Consider the following 21246-nt stretch of genomic DNA (forward strand, 5'->3'; position numbering starts at 1 on the left):
GCCGCTTCTACCAATGAAATCATATTCATACCTTTACCGCAAATATGCAGGGATTAGTTATTAAATCTACAGGGAGCTGGTATAGTGTTTTGGCCGATAATGGCGAACGCTATGATTGCCGGATTGTAGGGAAATTCAGAATTAAAGGACTTAAAACCACCAACCCGATTGCGGTTGGAGACAGGGTGAAATTTGATCTGGAACGGGATAGCAACCAGGGTTTGATACACGAAATGCTACCGCGTAAAAACTACATTATCCGCAAATCGATCAACCTGAGTAAGCAGGCGCAGATATTGGCTGCAAATTTGGATATGGCCATGCTGGTGGTTACGTTAGCTTCGCCCCGTACATCCCTAGGTTTTATTGATCGTTTCCTGGTTACCGCCGAGGCCTACGATGTACCTGCGGTTTTGGTGTTTAATAAACTCGATCTGTTTAGTAAAGAAGGTTTAGAAATTCTTCAGGAGTTTAAAGATATATACGAGAATATTGGTTATGCCTGTTACGAAGTTTCGGCTTTAAAAGGCATTAATATTCCGGTTATTCAGGAATTGATTACCGATAAAATTACACTGATATCTGGTCACTCCGGTGTGGGGAAATCGAGTTTGATTAATGCATTATTGCCCGATCGTGATTTAAGAACAGGGGAAGTTTCGGACTGGAGCGACAAAGGACAGCATACCACTACTTTTGCCGAAATGTTCGAACTGCCACAGGGCGGTTTCATTGTCGATTCTCCCGGAATTAGAGAATTGGGCGTTATCGACATCGAAAAAGAAGAATTAGGTCATTTTTTCAGAGAAATCTTTAAAACCTCGCACAATTGCCGTTTTAACAACTGCAGGCACATTAACGAGCCCGGCTGTGCTGTTTTAGCCGCGGTAAACGAGGGCGAAATTGCCGTTTCGAGATATGAAAGTTACCTGAGCATTTACCACGGAAACGATACTCGCCATTAACCCCCAGCCCCTGAAGGGGGAGCTGAACGGCAAGGTGAAATTTGGATAAACTAATAACTATTACTAAATAATATGGAGATTCCCCTTTAGGGGATTTAGGGGCTATGAAATTTAAACTGGGAGATTTTGTGCGTTTTGTTGATGAAAAACGTGAAGGTTATGTAACTAAAATTATCGATAGCCAAACTTTGGGTGTTACCGATGAAGATGGTTTCGAGATACCTGTTGCGGTGAGTAATTTAACTTCTGTACATGGTCATGGTGTGGTAGCCGAAGCGTTAGATACTCCCAAACCTATCCAGGTAAATATCCCCAGCATTAACAAAATCGAAAACGGTATTTATATAGCTGTTGCAACCGATGATAAGGCCGGTAATGTGGTACATTTTCACCTGCAAAACCATTCTCCAAATATTTTACTGGTAAGCTTAACCACTGAGCGTAAAGAGAAATATGCAGGTGCTTTTCATGGAATAATCGAATCTTACGGCTCTGCTTTAGTTTATTCTGCTTCATTGGCTGATCTTGATCTTTGGCCAGAATTTAACTTTCAGGTTTTGGTATTTAGCAAAGCTGATGTGAAACCTATCGATCCTTTGATAATCCGTAAGAAGTTTAGGGCAAAAGATTTTAGCACCGAACAAAAGGAATTGCCTCAATTGAGAAATAAGGGCTGGCTAATCCGCTTGGATAATCTTGTTCCGGTAAGCATTGATCCACAGAAATTAAAGGAAAGTTTTTTCAAATCAACTGAAGAAAAAAAAACGGTAGCAGCCCCTCAAAAAGAAATCGATCTGCATATCGAAAAGCTGAGAGATGATCATCATTTTTTAGAAGCGGATGAAATGTTGCAGATCCAGATCAATCATTTTCAAACAGCGATGGATGCTGCGGTTGTGCATCATTTCGATAAAATCGTTTTTATCCACGGTTCAGGAAATGGTACTTTGAGGGATAAAATCCATAAACTAATCAGTAAAAACCCGTATGTAAAAACATACATGGATGCCAGAAAAGAAAAGTTTGGTTATGGTGCTACAGAAGTAGTTTTTAAATAGTAGGCTTTTGTTTGTGGTGTAAGATGTTCCCATCTTACACTGAACCAAATCTTTTTAGATAGGTAATAAGTCAGATGGTAACATCTGACTCCACAGAGAAGATGTATTTTAAACGAAGAAATCTTTTCATTCTATCCGTCATTCTGAACTTGTTTCAGAATCTATTAGTAAATTAAAGATTCTTCACTATATTCAGAATGACAAAAAAACTAAAATCCAAACTCCAAAACCACTGCAATTGCATTATTACTCAATGCTTCCAGCTTTATTTGTCCAATATCCCAGAGGGCTAAACCATCTCTTGCATGCATCAAGCGGCCTTCAATTTCGAAAGCCCCATCAATAATAAAAGCATAGAACTGATGGCTTGGACTTTGCATTTTATAAACTGCTTCTTCGCGATCAGCAAAAATACCTGCACTTAGCTTAAAAGGTAATTTGGGACTGGAAATAATTTCGAGCAGCTGGTTCTGGTTTTTCTCAAAATCGAAACCGAAAAGCATTTCACTTGCCCGCATTAAAAACATATCGGTTTTAATCCCAAATTGTATATAATTAATCACATCGTTTTGATAGGGATTGCTGATTTCTAAAACTTCACCCTTACCCGTATTCAACACCTGTACTTGCCCTGTTTCTAAAGCAAATTCTTTTCCGTTGGCAACAATATCAATTCCACCAGTAATGGGCATAAATACCTGGAGTGAATCTTCCTTGCATAGAAAAAACGTAACCTTTCCGCCAACTATCGATTCATCGTTGCATAAAAATAAGTTACCAAAAGGTGCTCTGTATTCATTGTAATATTTCTCGAAATTAAAGGTGCTGTATCTTCTTAGTGCCGAAGTTTCTGTTAACCCCCGCTCATCGGCTAAAAATATTTTTCCAGGCGTGCGTTCCATCGTTAATCAAACATTTTTTAAGGCGTGAATACTTACAAAAGGCTGGATCTGAAAAAGATTAGTGAAAACTTCATCTTCATTACTTTCTTTAAATGGCGATACCAAAAGCAAATTATCTATTGTATCGTGCCAAACCAGCGGTTTTGAGAAAAAATTGATGGCTACTTTGTGCTTTTCAAGGTTGTTAATGTCCGAATTGATCAATTCGAATTTAAAGTTTTCAAAAGTCAGGAAACGCCTGCCTAAATTATCCAGTACATCAGGGATAATTCCATTTAACTGGCGCAAATAACCAGTAATAGCTGCACTTATCAAAAAATGTAACTTCTCTGCCTCTGGAACATTCAGTACCATTTCGGCAAAAGTAGTAAACCGCTCTTCCTGATTATAATATTGGGCCTGCATTTTAAACTCGGTAAAACTATCTTCATGTACAAACTTGTCCCAAGCGCTGGTATTGGTTGCATCAATTATTTTTCGATAACATAGCGTAATTACTTTCCTCGACATGGCATAAAATTAAAAAAGACGCTAAGAAATCCTAACGTCTTTATGAAAATAAAACAATATAACAATTATGCTATGCTTTTATATTCAATTTAATCTATGTTCGAATCTTGTTAAAAAACAAACGCGAAATAAGGTTAAGAAATTGAGGAACGCTTTTTGCGATGATGTAATTTCTTTTTATAAAAGATTAAAACTAGCTTTGCCGCTATTAATGAAACACCTGGTTACCATATCGCTTGTATTTTTTAGCTTAACACATTTGGCAAAAGCCGAACGCGTTGAAGGGCTAAGGATATTAAACGAATATTGTAATGAACATAATATCAGTGTTAATTCAACGGGTAAAGAGTCGGTTCAACTTAATGAGGACCGTAATCCATACTTGTTATCATATACCAAGCTGGCTTTAATTGGGACCCAAACCCCGTTAAAAGTTGCAAAATATGTGAGCGTAAATCAGGTAATTGCCGATTTAACAATCAGAAAAAAACCGAAGAACAACAGTCCCTAGTTTTCTTTTCTACAAGATTTTTTGAGAGGTTTTTAGCCTCATTCATACCAACAACTGCCAAACTGACTTAAGAAAGACAATGGCTTGGTTGTTGTGACACACCATTTTTTAATAATAAAATACGATTTAAAATATTATAATGTTAGGATTTTTAGCGAAGGTTTTCGGAAGTAAATCAGAAAGAGATATAAAGGCTATTCAGCCATTGGTTGTTAAAATTAACGAACACTACAGTAAACTGTCTGCGCTTAGCAACGATGAGTTACGTGGTAAAACCATAGAATTTAAAGAAAAGATTTCGGCCTTTTTAACCGAAATTGATGAGAAAATTTCAGCACTAAAAGCTGATGCAGAGAGCGAAGATTTAGATCTTCACCAAAAAACAGCGATTTATGATCAGGTTGATGCCTTAGGTAAAGAGCGCGATACAGAATTGGAGAAAGTACTTTTGGAAATCCTACCGGAAGCTTTTGCTGTGATTAAAGAAACTTCTCGTCGTTTAAGCGAAAACGATTATTTAGAGGTTACCGCAACACAGTTCGATAGAGATTATGCTGCAAGAAAAAACAATGTTAAAATTGTTGGCGATAAAGCACAATGGGCGAATAGGTGGGATGCTGCAGGAACCGAGGTAGTTTGGAACATGGTACATTACGATGTACAGTTAATTGGTGGTATCGTATTGCACAGCGGTAAAATTGCCGAGATGGCTACCGGTGAGGGTAAAACCCTGGTAAGTACATTACCAGCTTATTTAAATGCATTGGCCGGACAAGGTGTTCACATTGTTACTGTGAATGATTACTTAGCCCGTCGTGATAGTGAGTGGAATGGTCCATTATTCGAATTCCATGGTTTAAGTGTAGATTGTATTGATAAACATGAGCCAAACTCTGAGGAAAGAAGAAAAGCTTATGCCGCAGATATTACCTACGGAACCAATAACGAGTTCGGTTTCGATTACCTGCGTGACAATATGTCGCAGACACCTGATCAATTGGTGCAGCGCAAGCAGCATTTTGCAATGGTGGATGAGGTCGATTCAGTTTTGATTGATGATGCCCGTACCCCTTTGATTATCTCTGGTCCGATTCCACGTGGCGATGAGCATGAGTTTTATGAATTAAAACCACGTATCGAACGTTTGGTTAATGCACAAAAAGCTTATGTAACCCAGGCATTAAACGAAGCGAAGAAATTAATCAACGCAGGCAACAGCGGAACTGAAGAAGGTGAAGGTGGTTTAGCCTTATTGCGTGCATACCGTGGTTTGCCAAAAAACAAAGCTTTAATTAAGTTTTTAAGCGAAAGCGGTGTTCGTGGTTTGTTGTTAAAAACCGAAAACCACTATATGGCAGACCAATCTAAGAATATGCCTAAAGTAGATTCTGAATTGTATTTCTATATAGATGAGAAAAATAACCAGGTTGAATTAACGGAAAAAGGTATCGAACTGATTACCCAATCAGGTGAAGATCCGAATTTCTTTGTATTGCCTGATGTAGGTACCGCAGTAGCAGATTTAGAGAAATCTGATCTGCCTTTAGAAGAAAAAGTAGTTCAAAAAGATGCCCTAATGCGCGATTATTCTGTTAAAGCAGAACGCATCCACTCGGTTAACCAATTGTTAAAAGCTTATACTCTATTCGAAATTGATGTAGAATACATCATCGATGAAGGAAAGATTAAAATTGTTGATGAGCAAACAGGTCGTATTATGGATGGCCGTCGTTACTCTGATGGTTTACACCAGGCAATTGAGGCTAAAGAGAATGTAAAAGTTGAGGATGCTACCCAAACGTATGCAACCGTAACCTTACAAAATTATTTCCGTATGTACCACAAACTTTGTGGTATGACGGGTACTGCAACAACGGAAGCTGGCGAGTTTTGGTCGATCTATAAATTAGATGTAGTAGAAATTCCAACCAACAGAAATATTTCCAGAAAAGATGAGCAGGATTACGTTTACCGTACCGTTCGTGAAAAATATAATGCTGTTGCTTCAGAAATTCAGTTTCTTGTTTTTCCGTATTCTCATTATGAAACAGAATATGAAACGGATAAAGAAGGTAACATAAAACAAAAAGATGGCAAACCGGTAGTCAAATACGACCCAACAGGTAGGGCTGTGCCTAAGCTTGATGCTAAAGGCGCATTAATCCCTGCGGTTAACCCTGAAACTGGGCAACTAGAGCCAAAAGCCGGTCGCCCGGTATTGGTGGGTACAACATCGGTAGAAATTTCAGAGTTGTTAAGCCGTATGCTTAAGCTTCGTGGAATTAAACACAATGTATTAAATGCGAAAATGCACCAGAAAGAGGCCGATATTGTTGCCGAAGCTGGTCAGGCCGGAACCGTAACTATTGCAACCAACATGGCTGGTCGTGGTACCGATATTAAATTGGGTGCAGGTGTTAAAGAAGCTGGCGGTTTAGCCATTGTAGGTACCGAACGCCATGAATCTCGTCGTGTAGATAGACAGTTACGTGGCCGTGCAGGTCGTCAGGGCGATCCGGGTTCATCTCAGTTCTTCGTTTCATTGGAAGATAACTTGATGCGTTTATTTGGTTCAGAGCGTATTTCTGGTATCATGGTACGTATGGGTATCGAAGATGGTGAAGTGATCCAACACTCTATGATTACCAAATCTATCGAACGTGCACAGAAAAAAGTAGAAGAAAATAACTTTGGTATCCGTAAACGTTTATTGGAGTACGATGATGTGATGAACTCGCAACGTACCGTAATTTACGCTAAACGTAAAAATGCTTTATTTGGCGAGCGTTTAGATGTAGATATGAATAATATGGTTTTCGATGTTGCTGAAGATATCGTAAGCGAATATAAACAAGAAGGAAATTACGATGGTTTTAAACTTGAAGTAATCAAAAATTTCTCTTTAGATACGGCCATTACCGAAAAAGAATTTACTTCAACCAACATCCCTCAGTTAACTGAAAGGTTATTCGACGAAGCTGAAGCATTTTACGCACGTAAATCTGAAGCCATTATTCAACAATCATTACCAGTTTTAACCCAGGTTTATCAGGAACGTGGCGAGCACATCGAACAGATTGTGGTTCCGTTTACTGATGGGATCCGTGGTATTCAGGTGGCGGTTGATTTGAAGAAAGCAATCGACAACAAGGGAAAAGAAGTGGTTCGTTCATTCGAAAAAACTATTGTCCTTGCCTTGATCGATGATAGCTGGAAAGAGCATTTACGCGAAATGGATGATTTAAAACAATCTGTACAAAACGCAGTTTACGAACAAAAAGATCCATTGGTAATTTATAAAATGGAAGCTTTCAACCTATTTAAAAACATGCTTAATGCGGTAAATAAAGAAGTAGTAAGTTTCTTATATAAAGGTGGTATCCCGGTTCAGCAAGAACCAGATCAGGTTAGAGAAGCACCAGCCCCGGTAAAACAACCGAAGTTGCAAACTACTAAACAAGAATTTGGCAGAGAAGAACCAGGTATTGAATTTGGCGATACGCGTGAGGCTGTTCCACAACAACCAATCCGTAAAGAAGCAACCGTTGGCAGAAACGAACCTTGCCCATGCGGTAGCGGTAAAAAATTCAAAAATTGCCACGGCGCTAATTTATAATCAAGATATATAATGCTTTACCAAGCCCCAACATTTGTTGGGGCTTTTTTTATAACTAAATTTTTAATTCTAAAATTAACACTTATATTTAGTGACGGTCAATTTGAAATTGGTAGGCAATTTCTTAATGACCAATAAACTTAAAAATGGAGTCCGGAAACCATAAAAAACGGGGCGGAACTGAAAAGCCAAAAGAGTAAGAACACACACAACACACACACAAATGAAAAAAGTTTTTAACATTGCCGCTGTTTCAGCGACATTGCTGCTATCGAGCTGCGCCACTATTTTTACGGGAACCACCCAAACCGTTCAAATCAATTCAAATCCACCTGCCGCTACTATCGAAGTAGATGGAGTCAAAACAGGCGTTACACCAATGGCTGTACCATTAAAAAAAGGATTCACCGGACAAACCATCAGTTTAAAACTTGATGGTTATGAAACCAAAACATTTCAGCCCCAATCTACATTTAATGCGGTATCTGTGGTGAATTTCTTGTTTATTCCAGGGTTTATTGTTGATGCTGCTACAGGAGCGATGATGAAATACGATCCAAAAGTTTACGAATTTACACTCGAAGCTAAGAAAGCGAAATAATTAATCGCTTAATGGTCATAATTCTTAAAGCCAGATTTCGATAGGAATCTGGCTTTTGTATTTCAATGTCCCTTCCTAAAATAAGTGTCAACTTATTTTAGGACTAGTCACAATAAAAAAAATTATCTTTATAAAAAGGTAAATTAATATAACGGCTAATATTTTTAGCATTATATTTGTTGTCTGTAAGTTATGGAATCAAAAAATCTAAATCAGCAACTTGGTGGAGGAATTTATACTATTCCTGAAGTAGCATTTATACTAAAGCTACCAGTGGGAAAAGTACGTCGATGGATGACTGAATTCTGGGATAATAAATTTTCTAAGAAATATAGTAATAAATATTCTTGGGGTGAAGGGCGTGATAAGGCTACAAATTTCTATACCTTAATTGAATTTTATGTTTTTTATCAACTTAGAGCGCTGAATATAAGCACGAATAGGATCTTTAAAGCTCATCAGGATATGGCCGAACAGTTGAATACAGCGTATCCTTTTGCTTCTTCCAAATTACTATCCGATGGAAAAAGTATATTGTTTACGATGCATGATGGGACTATTGTTGAGGCAGATAATACAAGACAAGCTGTTTTTAAGCAAATAATCGAACAGTTTTGTAAGAAAATAGAATTTTCTACTACAGATATAGCTGAAAGGTTTTATCCATTGGGAAAAGAAAAGCACATTATAGTAGATCCTCACCATCAATTTGGCCAACCTGTTGTCGAAGAAACAAATGTTTTAGCTCAAACGCTTTACGAACTCTATAATGCAGGAGAAACAATAACATTCTTATCAAGACTATATGATCTTAAGGAAATAGATGTTCATAGTGCAATCGAACTATTTAGTATTAAGACGGCAGCATGATAAAAGTTTTAGTAGATGAAAATCTTTCAAAATACTTTGCTGAGGGTTTAGATAAGCTTCAATATCCTCTTGGTAATAGTATTGAAATAACATCTATTGAAAAGGAATTTTATAAAGGAATAAAGGATGAAGATTGGATTCCAGATTGGGGGAGAAAATCTGGCGTTTTTATCTCACAAGATGTAAGAATTTACACGACTAAGCAGCAGTCAGCATTACTAAGCAAATATAATATTGGTGCTTTTTTTCTAAAATTGCCAAAAGGATACCGATACTGGGATAAAACCCAGGTGATAATAAAACATTGGTTAGAAATTGTTAAAATTATTGAGAATAATAAAACACCGTATGTCTATTTCATCTCGGCAAAACGTGTTACAAAGGGATAAGATAACACTTCATTTGCTTAACCCATAAAGAATGCCGATTTTTGCAACGATTTCGGCATTCTTGTTGTTAAGAAGAAATGAGATGATATTTTATTCATCTGCTCACTAAATGCCAAGGTTTTTTACACATGAAAACAATATTAACTTTTATAGGCTGTTTGTTTCTTTTTACCACTGCTTTCGCACAAAAAGGAGAGGTTACGGTTATAAAAGATCCCTTAATTGATAGTTTAATTGCCAAACGTTTGGAGGTTTATAAAACTTCTGGAGAGGTGAAACCGGGCAAACCCATTGTTTCGGCTTACGGTTACCGCGTACAGATTTTCTATGGGTCAGACCGCCGAGAGGTTTTTAACGAACAGGCAAGGTTTAAAGGGCTTTATCCTAAATATAATACCTACCTCGTTTATAAAGAGCCTAACTATTATGTTCGGGTTGGCGATTTTAGAACCCGCTTGGAAGCGCAGCGCCTTATAAATGAACTCAGACCAAACTTCCCGACACTGTTTATTTTTAGGGAAAAAATTAATGCACCAAGTTTAGATACCACAACAAGTAATGATCAAAAATAAAATCCAAGAACTAGCCGCGAACATTTTTAACGATGTAGTAGGCTATCGTCAACATATCCATGCCAATCCTGAATTATCCTTCAAAGAATTCGAAACTTCATTGTTCATCAAGGATAAATTAAAAAAATGGGGAATTGAATATACCGACTGTGCCAATACGGGTGTGGTAGGTCTAATTAAGGGTAACCAGCCATCTGATAAAGTAATTGCTTTACGTGCCGATATGGATGCATTGCCTATTCACGAAGCAAACGACAAACCTTACCGTTCTAAAAACCATGGTGTAATGCATGCCTGCGGACACGATGTTCACACTTCGTCACTTTTAGGAACAGCTCATATCCTAAACCAAATGAAAGATGAATTCGGTGGCACCATCAAATTGATCTTCCAGCCCGCAGAGGAATTGTTGCCAGGAGGAGCGAGTATCATGATTAAAGAAGGTGTATTGGAGAATCCAAAACCTGATTATATTGTTGGTCAGCATGTAATGCCGTTAATTGATGCTGGTAAAGTAGGCTTCCGTTCAGGTATTTACATGGCCTCAACCGATGAATTGTATGTTACTGTAACTGGGAAAGGTGGTCATGGCGCACAGCCTCATCAAAATATCGATCCGGTTTTAATTGCATCGCATATCATTATTGCTTTGCAACAGATTGTTAGTCGCAATGCCGATCCACGTACACCATCGGTTTTATCTTTTGGTAAGATAAATGCCAATGGCGCAACTAACATTATTCCAAATGAGGTAAAAATCGAGGGGACATTTAGAACCTTAGATGAAAACTGGAGAGATGAAGCACATAAACGCATGAAAAAAATGGCTGAAGGAATTGCCGAAAGTATGGGGGGAAGCTGTGATTTTGATATCCATAGAGGTTATCCGTTTTTAATTAACGAAGAAAAATTAACCGCAAATGCAAGGGCTTTTGCTGAAGATTTTTTGGGTAAAGACAATGTGGTTGATTTAGATATCTGGATGGCTGCTGAAGATTTTTCTTTCTACTCACAGGTAACAGATGCCTGTTTTTATCGTTTAGGTACTGGGAATGCTGCAAAAGACACGCAATACTCAGTACATACCCCGCGATTTGATATTGATGAAGATGCCTTGAAAATATCAACAGGATTAATGGCCTATATTGCTTTAAAACAATTAGGGAATTAATGATGAGGTGGAGGGTGTAAGATGGACGGAACTAATCTTTCTCCCGTTTTACATCTTTCATGATACATTATCCATGTTACCTTTTACATCTACCTTCCATGAAAAAAGTATTTTTGTTTTTATTATTAATATCACTCTTTTATACAGGTTTTGCTCAGGAAATTAACCGTTTCAATCCTGATACAATTAAAACCATTACGCTCGATTCTGCAGTAAATATTAAGGCCGAAAAATTGAATGTAGAGACATTTATCAGAAAGGTGATGTATGATACTTCCTTTTATCAATCTTTTAGGGATATGAAGCGTTATACTTTCATTGCTGAAAACAGGATTTATAGTTACGATAAAAAGAACAAGGTTGATGGAAAAATTTACCGCAAAATAAGACATAACAATAGCGGTCCTTATAAAATGGAATATCTGGTAAAACAGGATACGGGGAAAATTTATAAGAAAAATGGCAAATACCAACTTTATACGGTAGAGATGTTCGATTACATTTTTATGAATGCCTATAATACCGATTTTGTACCCAATGCACCCAAGCCTGACGGAAAGGGCGGAACAAATGAAAGTTATAAAGACAAGCTCAAAACATTAATCTTTAATCCTGGCCGTCCGATAAAAGTTCCTTTTATTGGCAGTAAAACCGAAATATTTTCGGCCAATATGCGCCAGTATTACGATTATGGTTTCACCAGCGGTACCTATCTTGATTCTATTCCGGTTTATCGTTTTAAGGTTTCAGTTAAACCCGATTTAAGCAGCTGGACAAAAGATGGCATCATGATCAAGGAATTGGTTACTATTTTCGATAAGCGGAATTTCAATATTCTGGGGCGTTATGTTGATATGAAATACAGCAACATGCTGTTCGATTTTGATGTACAGATGAATATAGAAATGGGCTATTTTGGAGACGACAAATTACCAACCAAAATTACCTACCAGGGTAACTGGGATTATCCTTTCAAAAAGGAAGAACGGGCTAGTTTTTTAATCGTACACAAAGATTATAAACTCGAAAAGGGGAAATAAGGGTTTGATAATGTCTTTAATATCTAGAGAGCCGTCACCCTGAATTTATTTCAGGGTCTATTTTATGAAAGATCATGACCACGTAGTAGCTAAAAGACAATTGAAAACACTTTTCTACTTGTAAAATAAATTCAGAATGACGATCGCTTTGGGATAAGGAGTAAAAAATAATCATTATGAATAAATATTAATCGAACTCAGGTTATTATCTTTAAACGATTATTTAAACCGATAAATATGCAATTCCTTTCGCCGTTAAAATTTAAAATATCATTAGCATTATCACTGTTTTTAGGTCTTCATGTGCATGCACAGGTGCTCACTTCAAAACAGATCGATAGTGTTGTAGAAAAAACACTCACCACCTTTAATGTTCCCGGAATTGCAGTTTCTGTAATTAAAGACGGTAAAATAATCCATTTAAAAGGTTATGGTGTAAGTTCAATCAAAACCCATAAAAAGGTTGATGAAAATACCCTTTTCGGTGTGGCATCAAATACAAAAGCTTTCACGGCTGCTGCATTAGGAATGTTGGTTGATGAAAAGAAAATTACATGGGATACAAAAGTTACCGATGTAATTCCGGAGTTTAAAATGTACGATGCCTACGTAACCAGCGAATTTACCATCCGCGATCTGCTCACGCACCGCAGTGGTTTGGGTTTAGGTGCGGGCGATTTAATGATCTGGCCAGATTCTTCAACCGTCGATAAAAAACAACTGATCCATAACCTCCGTTATTTGAAACCGGTTTCCTCTTTCCGTACCAAATACGATTACGATAACCTGATGTATATTGTTGCTGGCGATGTGGTAGCAAGGGTTTCAGGCATTACTTACGAAGATTTTATAGAAAGCAGGATCATTAAACCTTTAGGCATGACCAAAACGGCAGCTTCCTGGTACCGCTTAAAAGATAAATCGAATGTAATTGATGGCCATGCACCCTACGAAGGCAAACTGCTTCCGGTAGGACTAAGCTTCGGAGAGATCGCAAATGCCGCCGGTGGAATTTATTCGAACGTTACCGATATGAGCAAATGGGTAATGGCCATGATCAATGGCGGTAAATATGGCGAAACTCTTGACAAGAAATTATTCAGCGCTGCTATAGCAAGAGAACTTTGGACGCCGCAGACCATTATTGCAGGCGGTAATCCAGCTGCTTTTAGTAGTTATGGCTTAGGTTGGTTTTTAAGCAATGTAAATGGCAATTTTCAGGCAACACACACAGGCGGTCTGTCAGGGATTGTAACACAGGTAACGATTATTCCAGAGATGAAATTGGGCATTATTGTATTAACCAATCAGCAATCTGGTGCTGCTTTTAATTCGATCACCAATTCGATTAAAGATGGTTATCTTGGTATTAAAGGACAGGATCGGATTAAAACTTATAACGATAACAGGCTCAGAAACGAAAAACAAGCTGGCGAAATGGTAAGCAAAGTTTGGAACGATATTGCTGCTCAACAAAAACTGTCGACCACAAAGCCAGATGCCAAAAACTATTATGGCACTTTCCATGATGCCTGGTTCGGCGATGTAACCATTGGTGAGGTGAACGGCAAGATGCATTTTCAGGCTAAAAACGCTCCAAAATTGAAAGGCGACATGACTTATTACAAAGGAAATACTTTTATTGTGAAATGGTATGATAGAAGTTTAGATGCCGATGCTTTTGTTAATTTTAGTTTAGATCACAATGCTTTGGCCGATGGTTTTAAAATAGAAGCGATTTCGCCGCTAACCGATTTTAGTTTCGATTTTCAGGACCTGGATTTTAAAAAGACCGATCAAAAATAACCTAACCAATTATACACAATGAAAACACTGTTAAAAACAAGTATTTTACTAAGCTTTTGCTTAATTGCATTAACATCAATGACATTTAAACCAAAACGGATTATCTTCTTTGGCGACTCGATTACCCAACAGGGTGTTTCTAAAAACGGATATGTAACCCTGATCAAAAAATCGCTCGATTCCACTAAATATGATATAATTGGGGCCGGAATTGGCGGGAACAAGGTTTACGATTTATACCTGCGTTTAGAAGATGATGTGCTCAACAAGAAACCTGATTTAGTGGTGATTTATGTCGGCATTAATGATGTTTGGCATAAACAATCTTCTCATACGGGAACCGATTATGATAAATATTTAAAGTTTTATCAGGCCTTGATTAATAAGATTCAGGGTGTGGGTAGCAAAGTGGTATTGGTTACCCCATCGGTTGTTGGCGAGAAAAAAGATGGTACGAATGAGCTAGATGCCGATTTGAATAAATATGCTGAAGGGATTAGGACATTAGCTGCAAAAAATAATCTTCCAGTATGTGATTTGAGGAAAATTTTCGCCGAATACGAGGCGAAAAATAATCCGGAGGATAAAGAAAAGGGCATTTTAACCGTTGATCGGGTGCACTTAAACGAAACAGGTAATAAACTGGTTGCCGATCAGTTATTGCCTTTGGTAAAATAGAAAGATATTCGTCATTGCGAACTGAAGAAAGGGAATGTGCTTTGGAGTGGAAGCAATCTTTCCAGTTTAACACATCAAAATAATAATGGAAAGAGGAGGGACAGTTTACATTATTACTAACTTTACTCATACTACGTTATATGTTGGAGTTACTTCAGATTTAATGTCCAGGATAAAAGAACATAAAGACAAGGAATATCCGAAATCTTTTTCTGCTAAATATAACATGGACAAACTTGTTTATTTTTGTTCTTATGATTCGATAGAGGAAGCAATTGGAGAAGAAAAGAGAATTAAGGGCGGGAGCCGTAAAAAAAAGATAAAATTAATAGAATCCATGAATTCTGAATGGAAGGATTTATGGGAGATAGTGAAAGAATGGTAAATATCAGTTACACCATTGTAGATTAAAATATATCGTCATTGCGAACTGAAGAAGGGGATTGTGCGATGGAGTGAAGCAATCTTTCCTGCAAGGCGACAACTGATTAAAAGTATAATGGCAAAAAAGATTGCTTCGTCGTGCCTCCTCGCAATGACGGACAATAATAAGTATGATAAACCGCGAAACGATAGATAAGATAATGGATACCGCCCGTATTGAGGAGGTAGTTGGGGATTTTGTGCACTTAAAAAAACGCGGAACCAGTTTAATTGGTAATTGCCCTTTCCATGGCGAAAAAACACCTTCCTTTCACGTATCCGTAACTAAAGGCATTTACAAATGTTTTGGTTGTGGCAAAGGGGGGGATTCAGTTCGCTTTATTATGGATCATGAAAAATATTCATATCCCGAAGCGCTTAAATTTTTAGCCAATAAATACAATATAGAAGTTGAGGAAGCCGAACTGAGCCCTCAAGATGCCGAAGCACAAAGTGCCAAAGAAAGCCTTTATGTAGTTTCGCAGTATGCTGCTGCATTTTTTGTGAAACAGCTTTGGGAAACAGATGAAGGAAAGGGCATCGGCTTAAGTTATTTTAAAGAACGTGGCTTTAGAGAAGACATCCTTAAAAAATTTGAGGTGGGTTATTCTCCGGATGTATGGGATGCGATGACGCAAAGCGCAATCAACGCTGGACATAAATTAGAGTTTTTAGAAGCCACCGGATTATCGATCAAAAACGATAACGGCAAAGTTTACGATCGCTTTCGCGGGCGGGTAATGTTTCCGATCCACAACTTTACAGGCCGGATCATCGGTTTTGGAGGTAGGACTTTAAAAACCGATAAAAATGTTCCTAAGTATGTAAACTCTCCAGAAAGTGAAATTTACCACAAATCGAATGTGCTTTATGGCTTATTCCATGCCAAAAAAGCCATCCGAGATTTAGATAACTGTTACTTAGCCGAAGGTTATGCCGATGTGCTTTCGGTACATCAGGCCGGAATAGAAAACGTAGTGGCCTCATCGGGTACTTCGTTAACCGTAGAGCAGATTAAACTGATCGGGCGTTTTACCCAGAACATTACCATTTTATTTGATGGCGATGCTGCAGGTATTAAAGCCTCCCTCCGTGGTTTGGATATGATTTTGGAAGAAGGACTGAATGTGAAAATCGTTTCCTTCCCAGATGGCCACGATCCCGATTCTTATATGCACCATGTTGGGGCAGGTGCTTTTAAAACCTATCTCGAGCAGAATAGAAAAGACTTTATTTTATATAAGGCGAATGTATTGCTTAAAGATGCGGGCAACGATCCGATTAAAAGAGCAGGCATTATCCGCGATATTGTAGAAAGTATTGCCAAAATCCCTGACCCGATTAAGGCCTCCGTTTTTATTAGGGAGTGTAGTAGTTTGCTCGAAATTGATGAGCATATCTTGCTGAGTGAGTTAAATAAAATGCGTTCGGCAAAGCTTAAAAAAAACTTTGATAACAGCCAGCGGGCAAATCCGTCATCAAGTCCAAAACCATATTCATCAGGTGCACCAGAGCCACTTGGCCCCCCCGATGATTTATGGGATGACAGTGCAGGCCCAATGGGTACTGAAGCACCTGTAGAAGAAAATGAGCATCAGGAAAAGGAAATTGTACGTTTATTACTGGCTTTCGGGCACGAATTTGTAAACTGGGATAAAATTGATGATATGTACATTGGCTCATTCATCATGCAGAACCTGAGCGATGTAGAATTTGATGATCCACTTTGCAAAAGAATTATCGATTATTATAAATCTGAAATCGACAACGGCCGATTACCCACATCGAACCACTTTGTTAAACATGAGGATAGAGATATTGCCGATTTGGCCATTACACTTTCAACCTCAGAATATGCTTTAAGCGAGAACTGGTTAAATAAACATCTTATCTATGTTAAAGATGAAACGATGAATTTAAAAGCGACTATTTTAGGTGGCATTTTTCACCTTAAAAAGCGTAAAGTCGAAAAAATATTGATGAACCTGTTGAAAGAAATTAAAGAGGAAAAGAATGAGGATAACCAAATGATTTTAATGCAACGTTATGGGGTAATTAAAGGGGTTGAGCGAGAAATTTCTAAGTTCCTGGGTTCTGTTATTGTGAAATAAGGATTGAATGAAAGGATGACTGAATGAGAAAATGATTGAAGGATAGATATATTCGAAACATTCAATATTATCATATTATAATACATTTGAAAATGAACATTTAATCATTCAACAACTCACTCATTCAATAATTATGTCTTATGGCCCTTCACAACGATTTAGGTAAAGCGGGCGAAAATATTGCAAGGCAATATCTGGAAGACCAAGGTTATGAGATTTTAGATGAAAACTGGACCCATGGTAAAGCCGAGGTGGATCTAATCGTTTATAAAAACGGGATCATGATTTTTGTCGAAGTTAAATCCCGGAGTTCGGTTGCTTTTGGCGAACCGGAAGAATTTGTACACAAAGCCAAGCAAATACAGATGGAATTGGCTGCTAATGCCTATATTGAATTAATGAACCATCAAAATGATATCCGTTTTGATATTATTGCAATTACATTTACAAAAAATAAAAATTATAATTTAAACCATATTGAAGATGCGTTTTGGCCTGAAGATTAACTCTATTAAAAGTTTCATATTTATCGGAATTGCACTTGCATTTGTAAGTTCGTGTAAAGACAGTTCTACCACCTACCGTAGTTTTATTTCACCGATGACCGGTCTTAATGTGCCGTCAGGAAACGAGTTTGATGTTAAAGTACAATTCGGTGCTGAGCAAAAAGTAGATTCTGTAGTTTACTTAATTGATACCATTAGAGTCGTTTCAAAGGCCGATACTTCGGCCATCAAACTTAAAACCGAAGGCTTGAAATTAGGTAACCATCTGGTAACAGCCAGAATATTTGGTGCTGGAAAATCTGAAGATTTAACCTCGAACATTAATGTTTTAGCAGCTCAGGCGCCAACAGAATATACCTATAGAGTGATTAAAACCTTACCTCACGATACCTCTTCTTATGTAGAAGGTTTAGAATACCATGATGGCTTTTTTTACGAAAGTGCTGGCGACTATGGTCACTCGAGTTTACGTAAAGTAGATCCTTCTACAGGGAAAATCCTCCAGAAAGCAGATCTGGATAAACAATATTTTGGAGAAGGCATAACCGTAATCGGAAACAAAATTATTCAGCTAACTTACCGCGAAAAAGTTGGCTTTGTATATGATAAAGCAACCTTTAAAAAACTATCTGAATTTTCGTACACCACAGGCAGAGAAGGCTGGGGTCTGGCTTTTGACGGGCAAAAAGTATATAATACCGATGGTTCTAACACAATCTTTTTCTTAAATAAAGATACTTATCAAAAAATTGGGTCGATTGATGTTTTTGATAACAAAGGGCCAATTCAAAATTTAAACGAACTGGAAATTATTGATGAGAAAATTTACGCAAATGTTTACACCACCAATGATATCCTGATTATTAACCCAGAAACTGGTGCTGTAGAAAGCAAGATCGATTTATCAGGCTTGTTACCTGCCGATTACTTTAAAACCGAAGATGCAAAAGCGAATAACGTGTTAAACGGCATTGCTTATGATAAAGCAACAAAAAGACTTTTTGTAGCCGGTAAAAAGTGGCCACATATTTTTCAGATTGAGCTGATTAAGAAATAGAAAGGATCGTACTTATAGCAGATTGTGAAAGAGTAATCGTCATTTCGACTGAAGCGCAGCAAAACTGAGAGATCTATGGGATAGATTTCTCGACTGCGTTGCACTCCGCTCGAAATGACGATTTATCGAGTCAGATTTTCTACTCTTAATCCTGTTTCTTCGGTTCGTCTAAATAACCGTTAAAAATGATAGGTTGTTTATTTACACTGCTCGCTGTTAAAGATGCATACCCATTGGTTGAGATATTAATGGTAAACCGATAGTTTTCTCTTTTTACATCCTTTGTATTAATCTGGATGGTGTATAATCCTTTTTTATTCTTCGATTCTAGATAGGTAAAATCTTTAGAGGTAAATTTAATGCCACCCTGAGTAGGGTCCATAGGGGCAGAAAAAGATCTTCCGTAATAAGGTAAATAAGCAACAATACTATCTTTGGTAACCTTAACATCGTATTGCGAACCCGTCAGGTTTATAGAGCCACCACCCTGACTGCCTGGCATCATCGCTAATACTCTGTTAATATCATTATTCGACATCGGCAGGGCGGTATTGGCAACAAAAGTATAATTTTTATCTGCTACAATTTTCAGTGTAGTTTCCTTATTGGTTTGGGCAAATAATTGAATCCCAATCAAAAGAAAGGCAAGGCTCAATATTAAATTTAAACGTTTCATAATGTGTGTTTTAAATGTGTAACAATTTAAAGATGCACAGATTTGAAAGATTCCATAATAGTGCCAAAAAATGGACGGTGGCGTAAATTTAACGATTTTAGTTTTTATATAGTGGATTTACCTTTTCCGAATAACTCGATTTGTATAACGGATTACTTTTCTCTGTTGATGAAGCGCCCATTGCTGTAAATTTATAGGTGCCTGTAGGAAGGTTGTTGAGTTCTATTTCGCCATTTTCGTTAGTAATTAAAGTAATTAAATTGCCTCCAGGATTTTTACCTCCTTTAACTATTATACCGCCGATAGGTGAGCCCGCTACACGTGATTTCGGGTTGGTTGAAGGCACAGAAATGATAAACTTATAGTTTCCGGCACTTGCATTGTTAAATTCTATTTCGCCATTTTCGTTAGTTAGCAGGCTAATTGAATTGCCACCCGGATTTTTACCTCCTTTAACCACAATACCACCGATAGGTTGTCCGGCAACAAAACTTACCTCTCCCGTGGTCACGTCCAGTTTGCCTTTAATCGATTTCATAATGCAAGGGAAATGTGATTCGGGATAATTTAGTTTACAGTAATCACAATAATGCCCTTCTGGCGCCTTAACCCTTAATTGTTGTGAATTTGTTTCTTTAGTTTCTGTTGATGTTGCAGTTCTTTTAACTTGAGCCAGAACAGTAAATGAAATCGATAGCAGAAATACCGCTATAGCAGCCCCTTTTTTCATAAAATTTGATTAGAACTACAAAATTAATCAAAAAATATGGCTCTTGCTAGTTTTTAAAGGCTAGTGAGATAATGGCTAGTTATTTGACTATTTCTTTTTAGATGCTTTCGCAAAAGGATTGAAGGCCAGCGCAAGATTAACCCAGAAATCAAGCTCATCATTCCGGCCTAAAACATCTTCTGATACCGAAACGTAGCCCTTCATTGGCCTACCGCCCATCACCATCTGCTGCCAGCCATCTTTATCTGATAAATTTTCCAAAGTATTAGGGTCGAGCCTCACCATCATGCTGTTCTTAGAAACACCAATACACATTTTGCCATTCACCATAAAAATAAGCCCACTAAACATCAGTTTTTCTTCTACATCGGCTATATGCATCAACCGTTCGGCGACACGAAGGGCTAAGGTTTCGTTGTGAGCTCTCATAATTCAGTTGTATGATCTATTGAAACAAATTTGATTCCTTTTGATATGAAGAAATTTTTGAGCATACTAAATTTTTCAGTGCAATTTTCTCCAACTTTTATTTTTTTTGAGCTAAATTTCATGCCCAGGCAATCGAAACAGATTTCTATATAAGCAATTACTTTTCTTTCATTGTTAAAGAATAATATAGCATTATGTGGATCATAACAAGCCATTCTATTTATAATTACGCCATATTTTTTGGATATATAACCATAATTAAAAAATAGATCTGTCAGTTTATCAATATCTGCTTTAGGAAGTCTAATTTCTTCTTTAACCAACCCGCTATTCAAAATACCTTTTTTCACTGGTAAATGACTTGAAAATTCTGATATCGTATCTTGAAAAGATATTATGGATATAAATTCTGTTCGATTAAAAGGATAAAATAGTTTCCTTTGTTCAGCACTAAATTTATCTCTATGCATACATTGGGAGTTCTTCTCCATTAATGAATCCTGTTCTTCAATTGATAAATTTTCTAATTCTTTATTTTGTGCAAACAATGAACTACAAATTAAAAAGAAACAAAAGGTATTTAAGATTTTTAACATGCTTGACGCTTGTGGTGTTTAAAACTAAA

The 21246-nt window shown here is 37.4% G+C and carries 22 protein-coding genes; 16 read left to right on the forward strand and 6 right to left on the reverse strand.

The genetic code is table 11. The annotated features are described in order from the left end of the window. Positions 1 to 44 precede the first annotated feature (44 nt). Positions 45 to 965 carry a ribosome small subunit-dependent GTPase A gene (gene rsgA / locus ACTJKN_RS12625; RefSeq protein WP_029275512.1) on the forward strand — a complete coding sequence of 307 codons (921 nt, stop codon included), beginning with the start codon at positions 45 to 47 and terminating at the stop codon, positions 963 to 965. A 104-nt stretch (positions 966 to 1069) separates the two neighbouring features. Further along, entirely contained in the window at positions 1070 to 2023 is a 954-nt protein-coding gene (locus ACTJKN_RS12630) for a Smr/MutS family protein (protein WP_440825426.1), read from the forward strand. A 209-nt stretch (positions 2024 to 2232) separates the two neighbouring features. Here the strand turns inward: ACTJKN_RS12630 and ACTJKN_RS12635 are convergent, their stop codons facing one another. Continuing rightward, entirely contained in the window at positions 2233 to 2925 is a 693-nt protein-coding gene (locus tag ACTJKN_RS12635; protein ID WP_440825428.1) for a hypothetical protein, read from the reverse strand. A gap of 6 nt (positions 2926 to 2931) precedes the next feature. After that, entirely contained in the window at positions 2932 to 3435 is a 504-nt protein-coding gene (locus tag ACTJKN_RS12640; protein ID WP_440825430.1) for a hypothetical protein, read from the reverse strand. 211 nt (positions 3436 to 3646) lie between these two features. Between ACTJKN_RS12640 and ACTJKN_RS12645 the strand changes: the two genes are divergently transcribed. From ACTJKN_RS12645 to ACTJKN_RS12710, 14 genes are all read left to right on the forward strand, one after another. Beyond that, a complete protein-coding gene (locus ACTJKN_RS12645; RefSeq protein WP_440825432.1) occupies positions 3647 to 3946 on the forward strand; it encodes a hypothetical protein in 300 nt (99 codons plus the stop codon). A gap of 139 nt (positions 3947 to 4085) precedes the next feature. Beyond that, positions 4086 to 7562, forward strand: coding sequence for a preprotein translocase subunit SecA (locus ACTJKN_RS12650; protein WP_440825434.1), 3477 nt, complete (start codon positions 4086 to 4088; stop codon positions 7560 to 7562). Between the two features lie 223 nt (positions 7563 to 7785). Continuing rightward, positions 7786 to 8163: a PEGA domain-containing protein gene (locus ACTJKN_RS12655; protein WP_440825436.1), complete on the forward strand. Its 378-nt coding sequence runs from the start codon at positions 7786 to 7788 to the stop codon at positions 8161 to 8163. Between the two features lie 192 nt (positions 8164 to 8355). Next, entirely contained in the window at positions 8356 to 9033 is a 678-nt protein-coding gene (locus tag ACTJKN_RS12660) for a DUF433 domain-containing protein (protein WP_440825438.1), read from the forward strand. Continuing rightward, positions 9030 to 9422 (forward strand): hypothetical protein, encoded by a 393-nt coding sequence (locus tag ACTJKN_RS12665; RefSeq protein WP_276899002.1) that lies wholly within the window; start codon positions 9030 to 9032, stop codon positions 9420 to 9422. Before ACTJKN_RS12660 ends, ACTJKN_RS12665 begins: the two co-directional genes overlap by 4 nt. Before the next feature lie 128 nt (positions 9423 to 9550). After that, complete coding sequence (locus ACTJKN_RS12670; RefSeq protein WP_051691684.1) at positions 9551 to 9994, forward strand: SPOR domain-containing protein; 444 nt, start codon at positions 9551 to 9553, stop codon at positions 9992 to 9994. Next, complete coding sequence (locus ACTJKN_RS12675; RefSeq protein WP_440825441.1) at positions 9981 to 11165, forward strand: M20 metallopeptidase family protein; 1185 nt, start codon at positions 9981 to 9983, stop codon at positions 11163 to 11165. Before ACTJKN_RS12670 ends, ACTJKN_RS12675 begins: the two co-directional genes overlap by 14 nt. Before the next feature lie 98 nt (positions 11166 to 11263). Then, a complete protein-coding gene (locus tag ACTJKN_RS12680) occupies positions 11264 to 12205 on the forward strand; it encodes a hypothetical protein (protein WP_440825443.1) in 942 nt (313 codons plus the stop codon). A 237-nt stretch (positions 12206 to 12442) separates the two neighbouring features. Continuing rightward, positions 12443 to 14011 (forward strand): serine hydrolase, encoded by a 1569-nt coding sequence (locus ACTJKN_RS12685; protein WP_440825445.1) that lies wholly within the window; start codon positions 12443 to 12445, stop codon positions 14009 to 14011. Positions 14012 to 14029: 18 nt separating this feature from the next. Beyond that, complete coding sequence (locus ACTJKN_RS12690) at positions 14030 to 14689, forward strand: SGNH/GDSL hydrolase family protein (RefSeq protein WP_230148812.1); 660 nt, start codon at positions 14030 to 14032, stop codon at positions 14687 to 14689. 85 nt (positions 14690 to 14774) lie between these two features. Then, entirely contained in the window at positions 14775 to 15074 is a 300-nt protein-coding gene (locus tag ACTJKN_RS12695; RefSeq protein WP_440825447.1) for a GIY-YIG nuclease family protein, read from the forward strand. Between the two features lie 169 nt (positions 15075 to 15243). After that, positions 15244 to 17223 (forward strand): DNA primase, encoded by a 1980-nt coding sequence (dnaG, locus tag ACTJKN_RS12700; protein WP_440825449.1) that lies wholly within the window; start codon positions 15244 to 15246, stop codon positions 17221 to 17223. A 140-nt stretch (positions 17224 to 17363) separates the two neighbouring features. Beyond that, entirely contained in the window at positions 17364 to 17729 is a 366-nt protein-coding gene (locus ACTJKN_RS12705; RefSeq protein WP_057931358.1) for a YraN family protein, read from the forward strand. After that, entirely contained in the window at positions 17707 to 18786 is a 1080-nt protein-coding gene (locus ACTJKN_RS12710; RefSeq protein WP_440825451.1) for a glutaminyl-peptide cyclotransferase, read from the forward strand. The genes ACTJKN_RS12705 and ACTJKN_RS12710 overlap by 23 nt, the downstream gene beginning before the upstream one ends. Before the next feature lie 145 nt (positions 18787 to 18931). Here ACTJKN_RS12710 and ACTJKN_RS12715 read toward each other — a convergent pair whose 3' ends face one another. The 4 genes from ACTJKN_RS12715 to ACTJKN_RS12730 form a co-directional block, all read right to left on the reverse strand. Further along, complete coding sequence (locus tag ACTJKN_RS12715; protein ID WP_440825453.1) at positions 18932 to 19462, reverse strand: DUF4251 domain-containing protein; 531 nt, start codon at positions 19460 to 19462, stop codon at positions 18932 to 18934. Between the two features lie 97 nt (positions 19463 to 19559). Beyond that, a complete protein-coding gene (locus ACTJKN_RS12720) occupies positions 19560 to 20192 on the reverse strand; it encodes a hypothetical protein (RefSeq protein ID WP_440825455.1) in 633 nt (210 codons plus the stop codon). An 87-nt stretch (positions 20193 to 20279) separates the two neighbouring features. Next, positions 20280 to 20621, reverse strand: coding sequence for a TfoX/Sxy family protein (locus ACTJKN_RS12725; RefSeq protein WP_440825456.1), 342 nt, complete (start codon positions 20619 to 20621; stop codon positions 20280 to 20282). After that, positions 20618 to 21217: a hypothetical protein gene (locus ACTJKN_RS12730; RefSeq protein WP_440825458.1), complete on the reverse strand. Its 600-nt coding sequence runs from the start codon at positions 21215 to 21217 to the stop codon at positions 20618 to 20620. The genes ACTJKN_RS12725 and ACTJKN_RS12730 overlap by 4 nt, the downstream gene beginning before the upstream one ends. Positions 21218 to 21246: the final 29 nt, after the last annotated feature.

Origin of the sequence: Pedobacter sp. 22163, from assembly GCF_052045595.1 — a bacterium.
GTDB lineage: Bacteria > Bacteroidota > Bacteroidia > Sphingobacteriales > Sphingobacteriaceae > Pedobacter.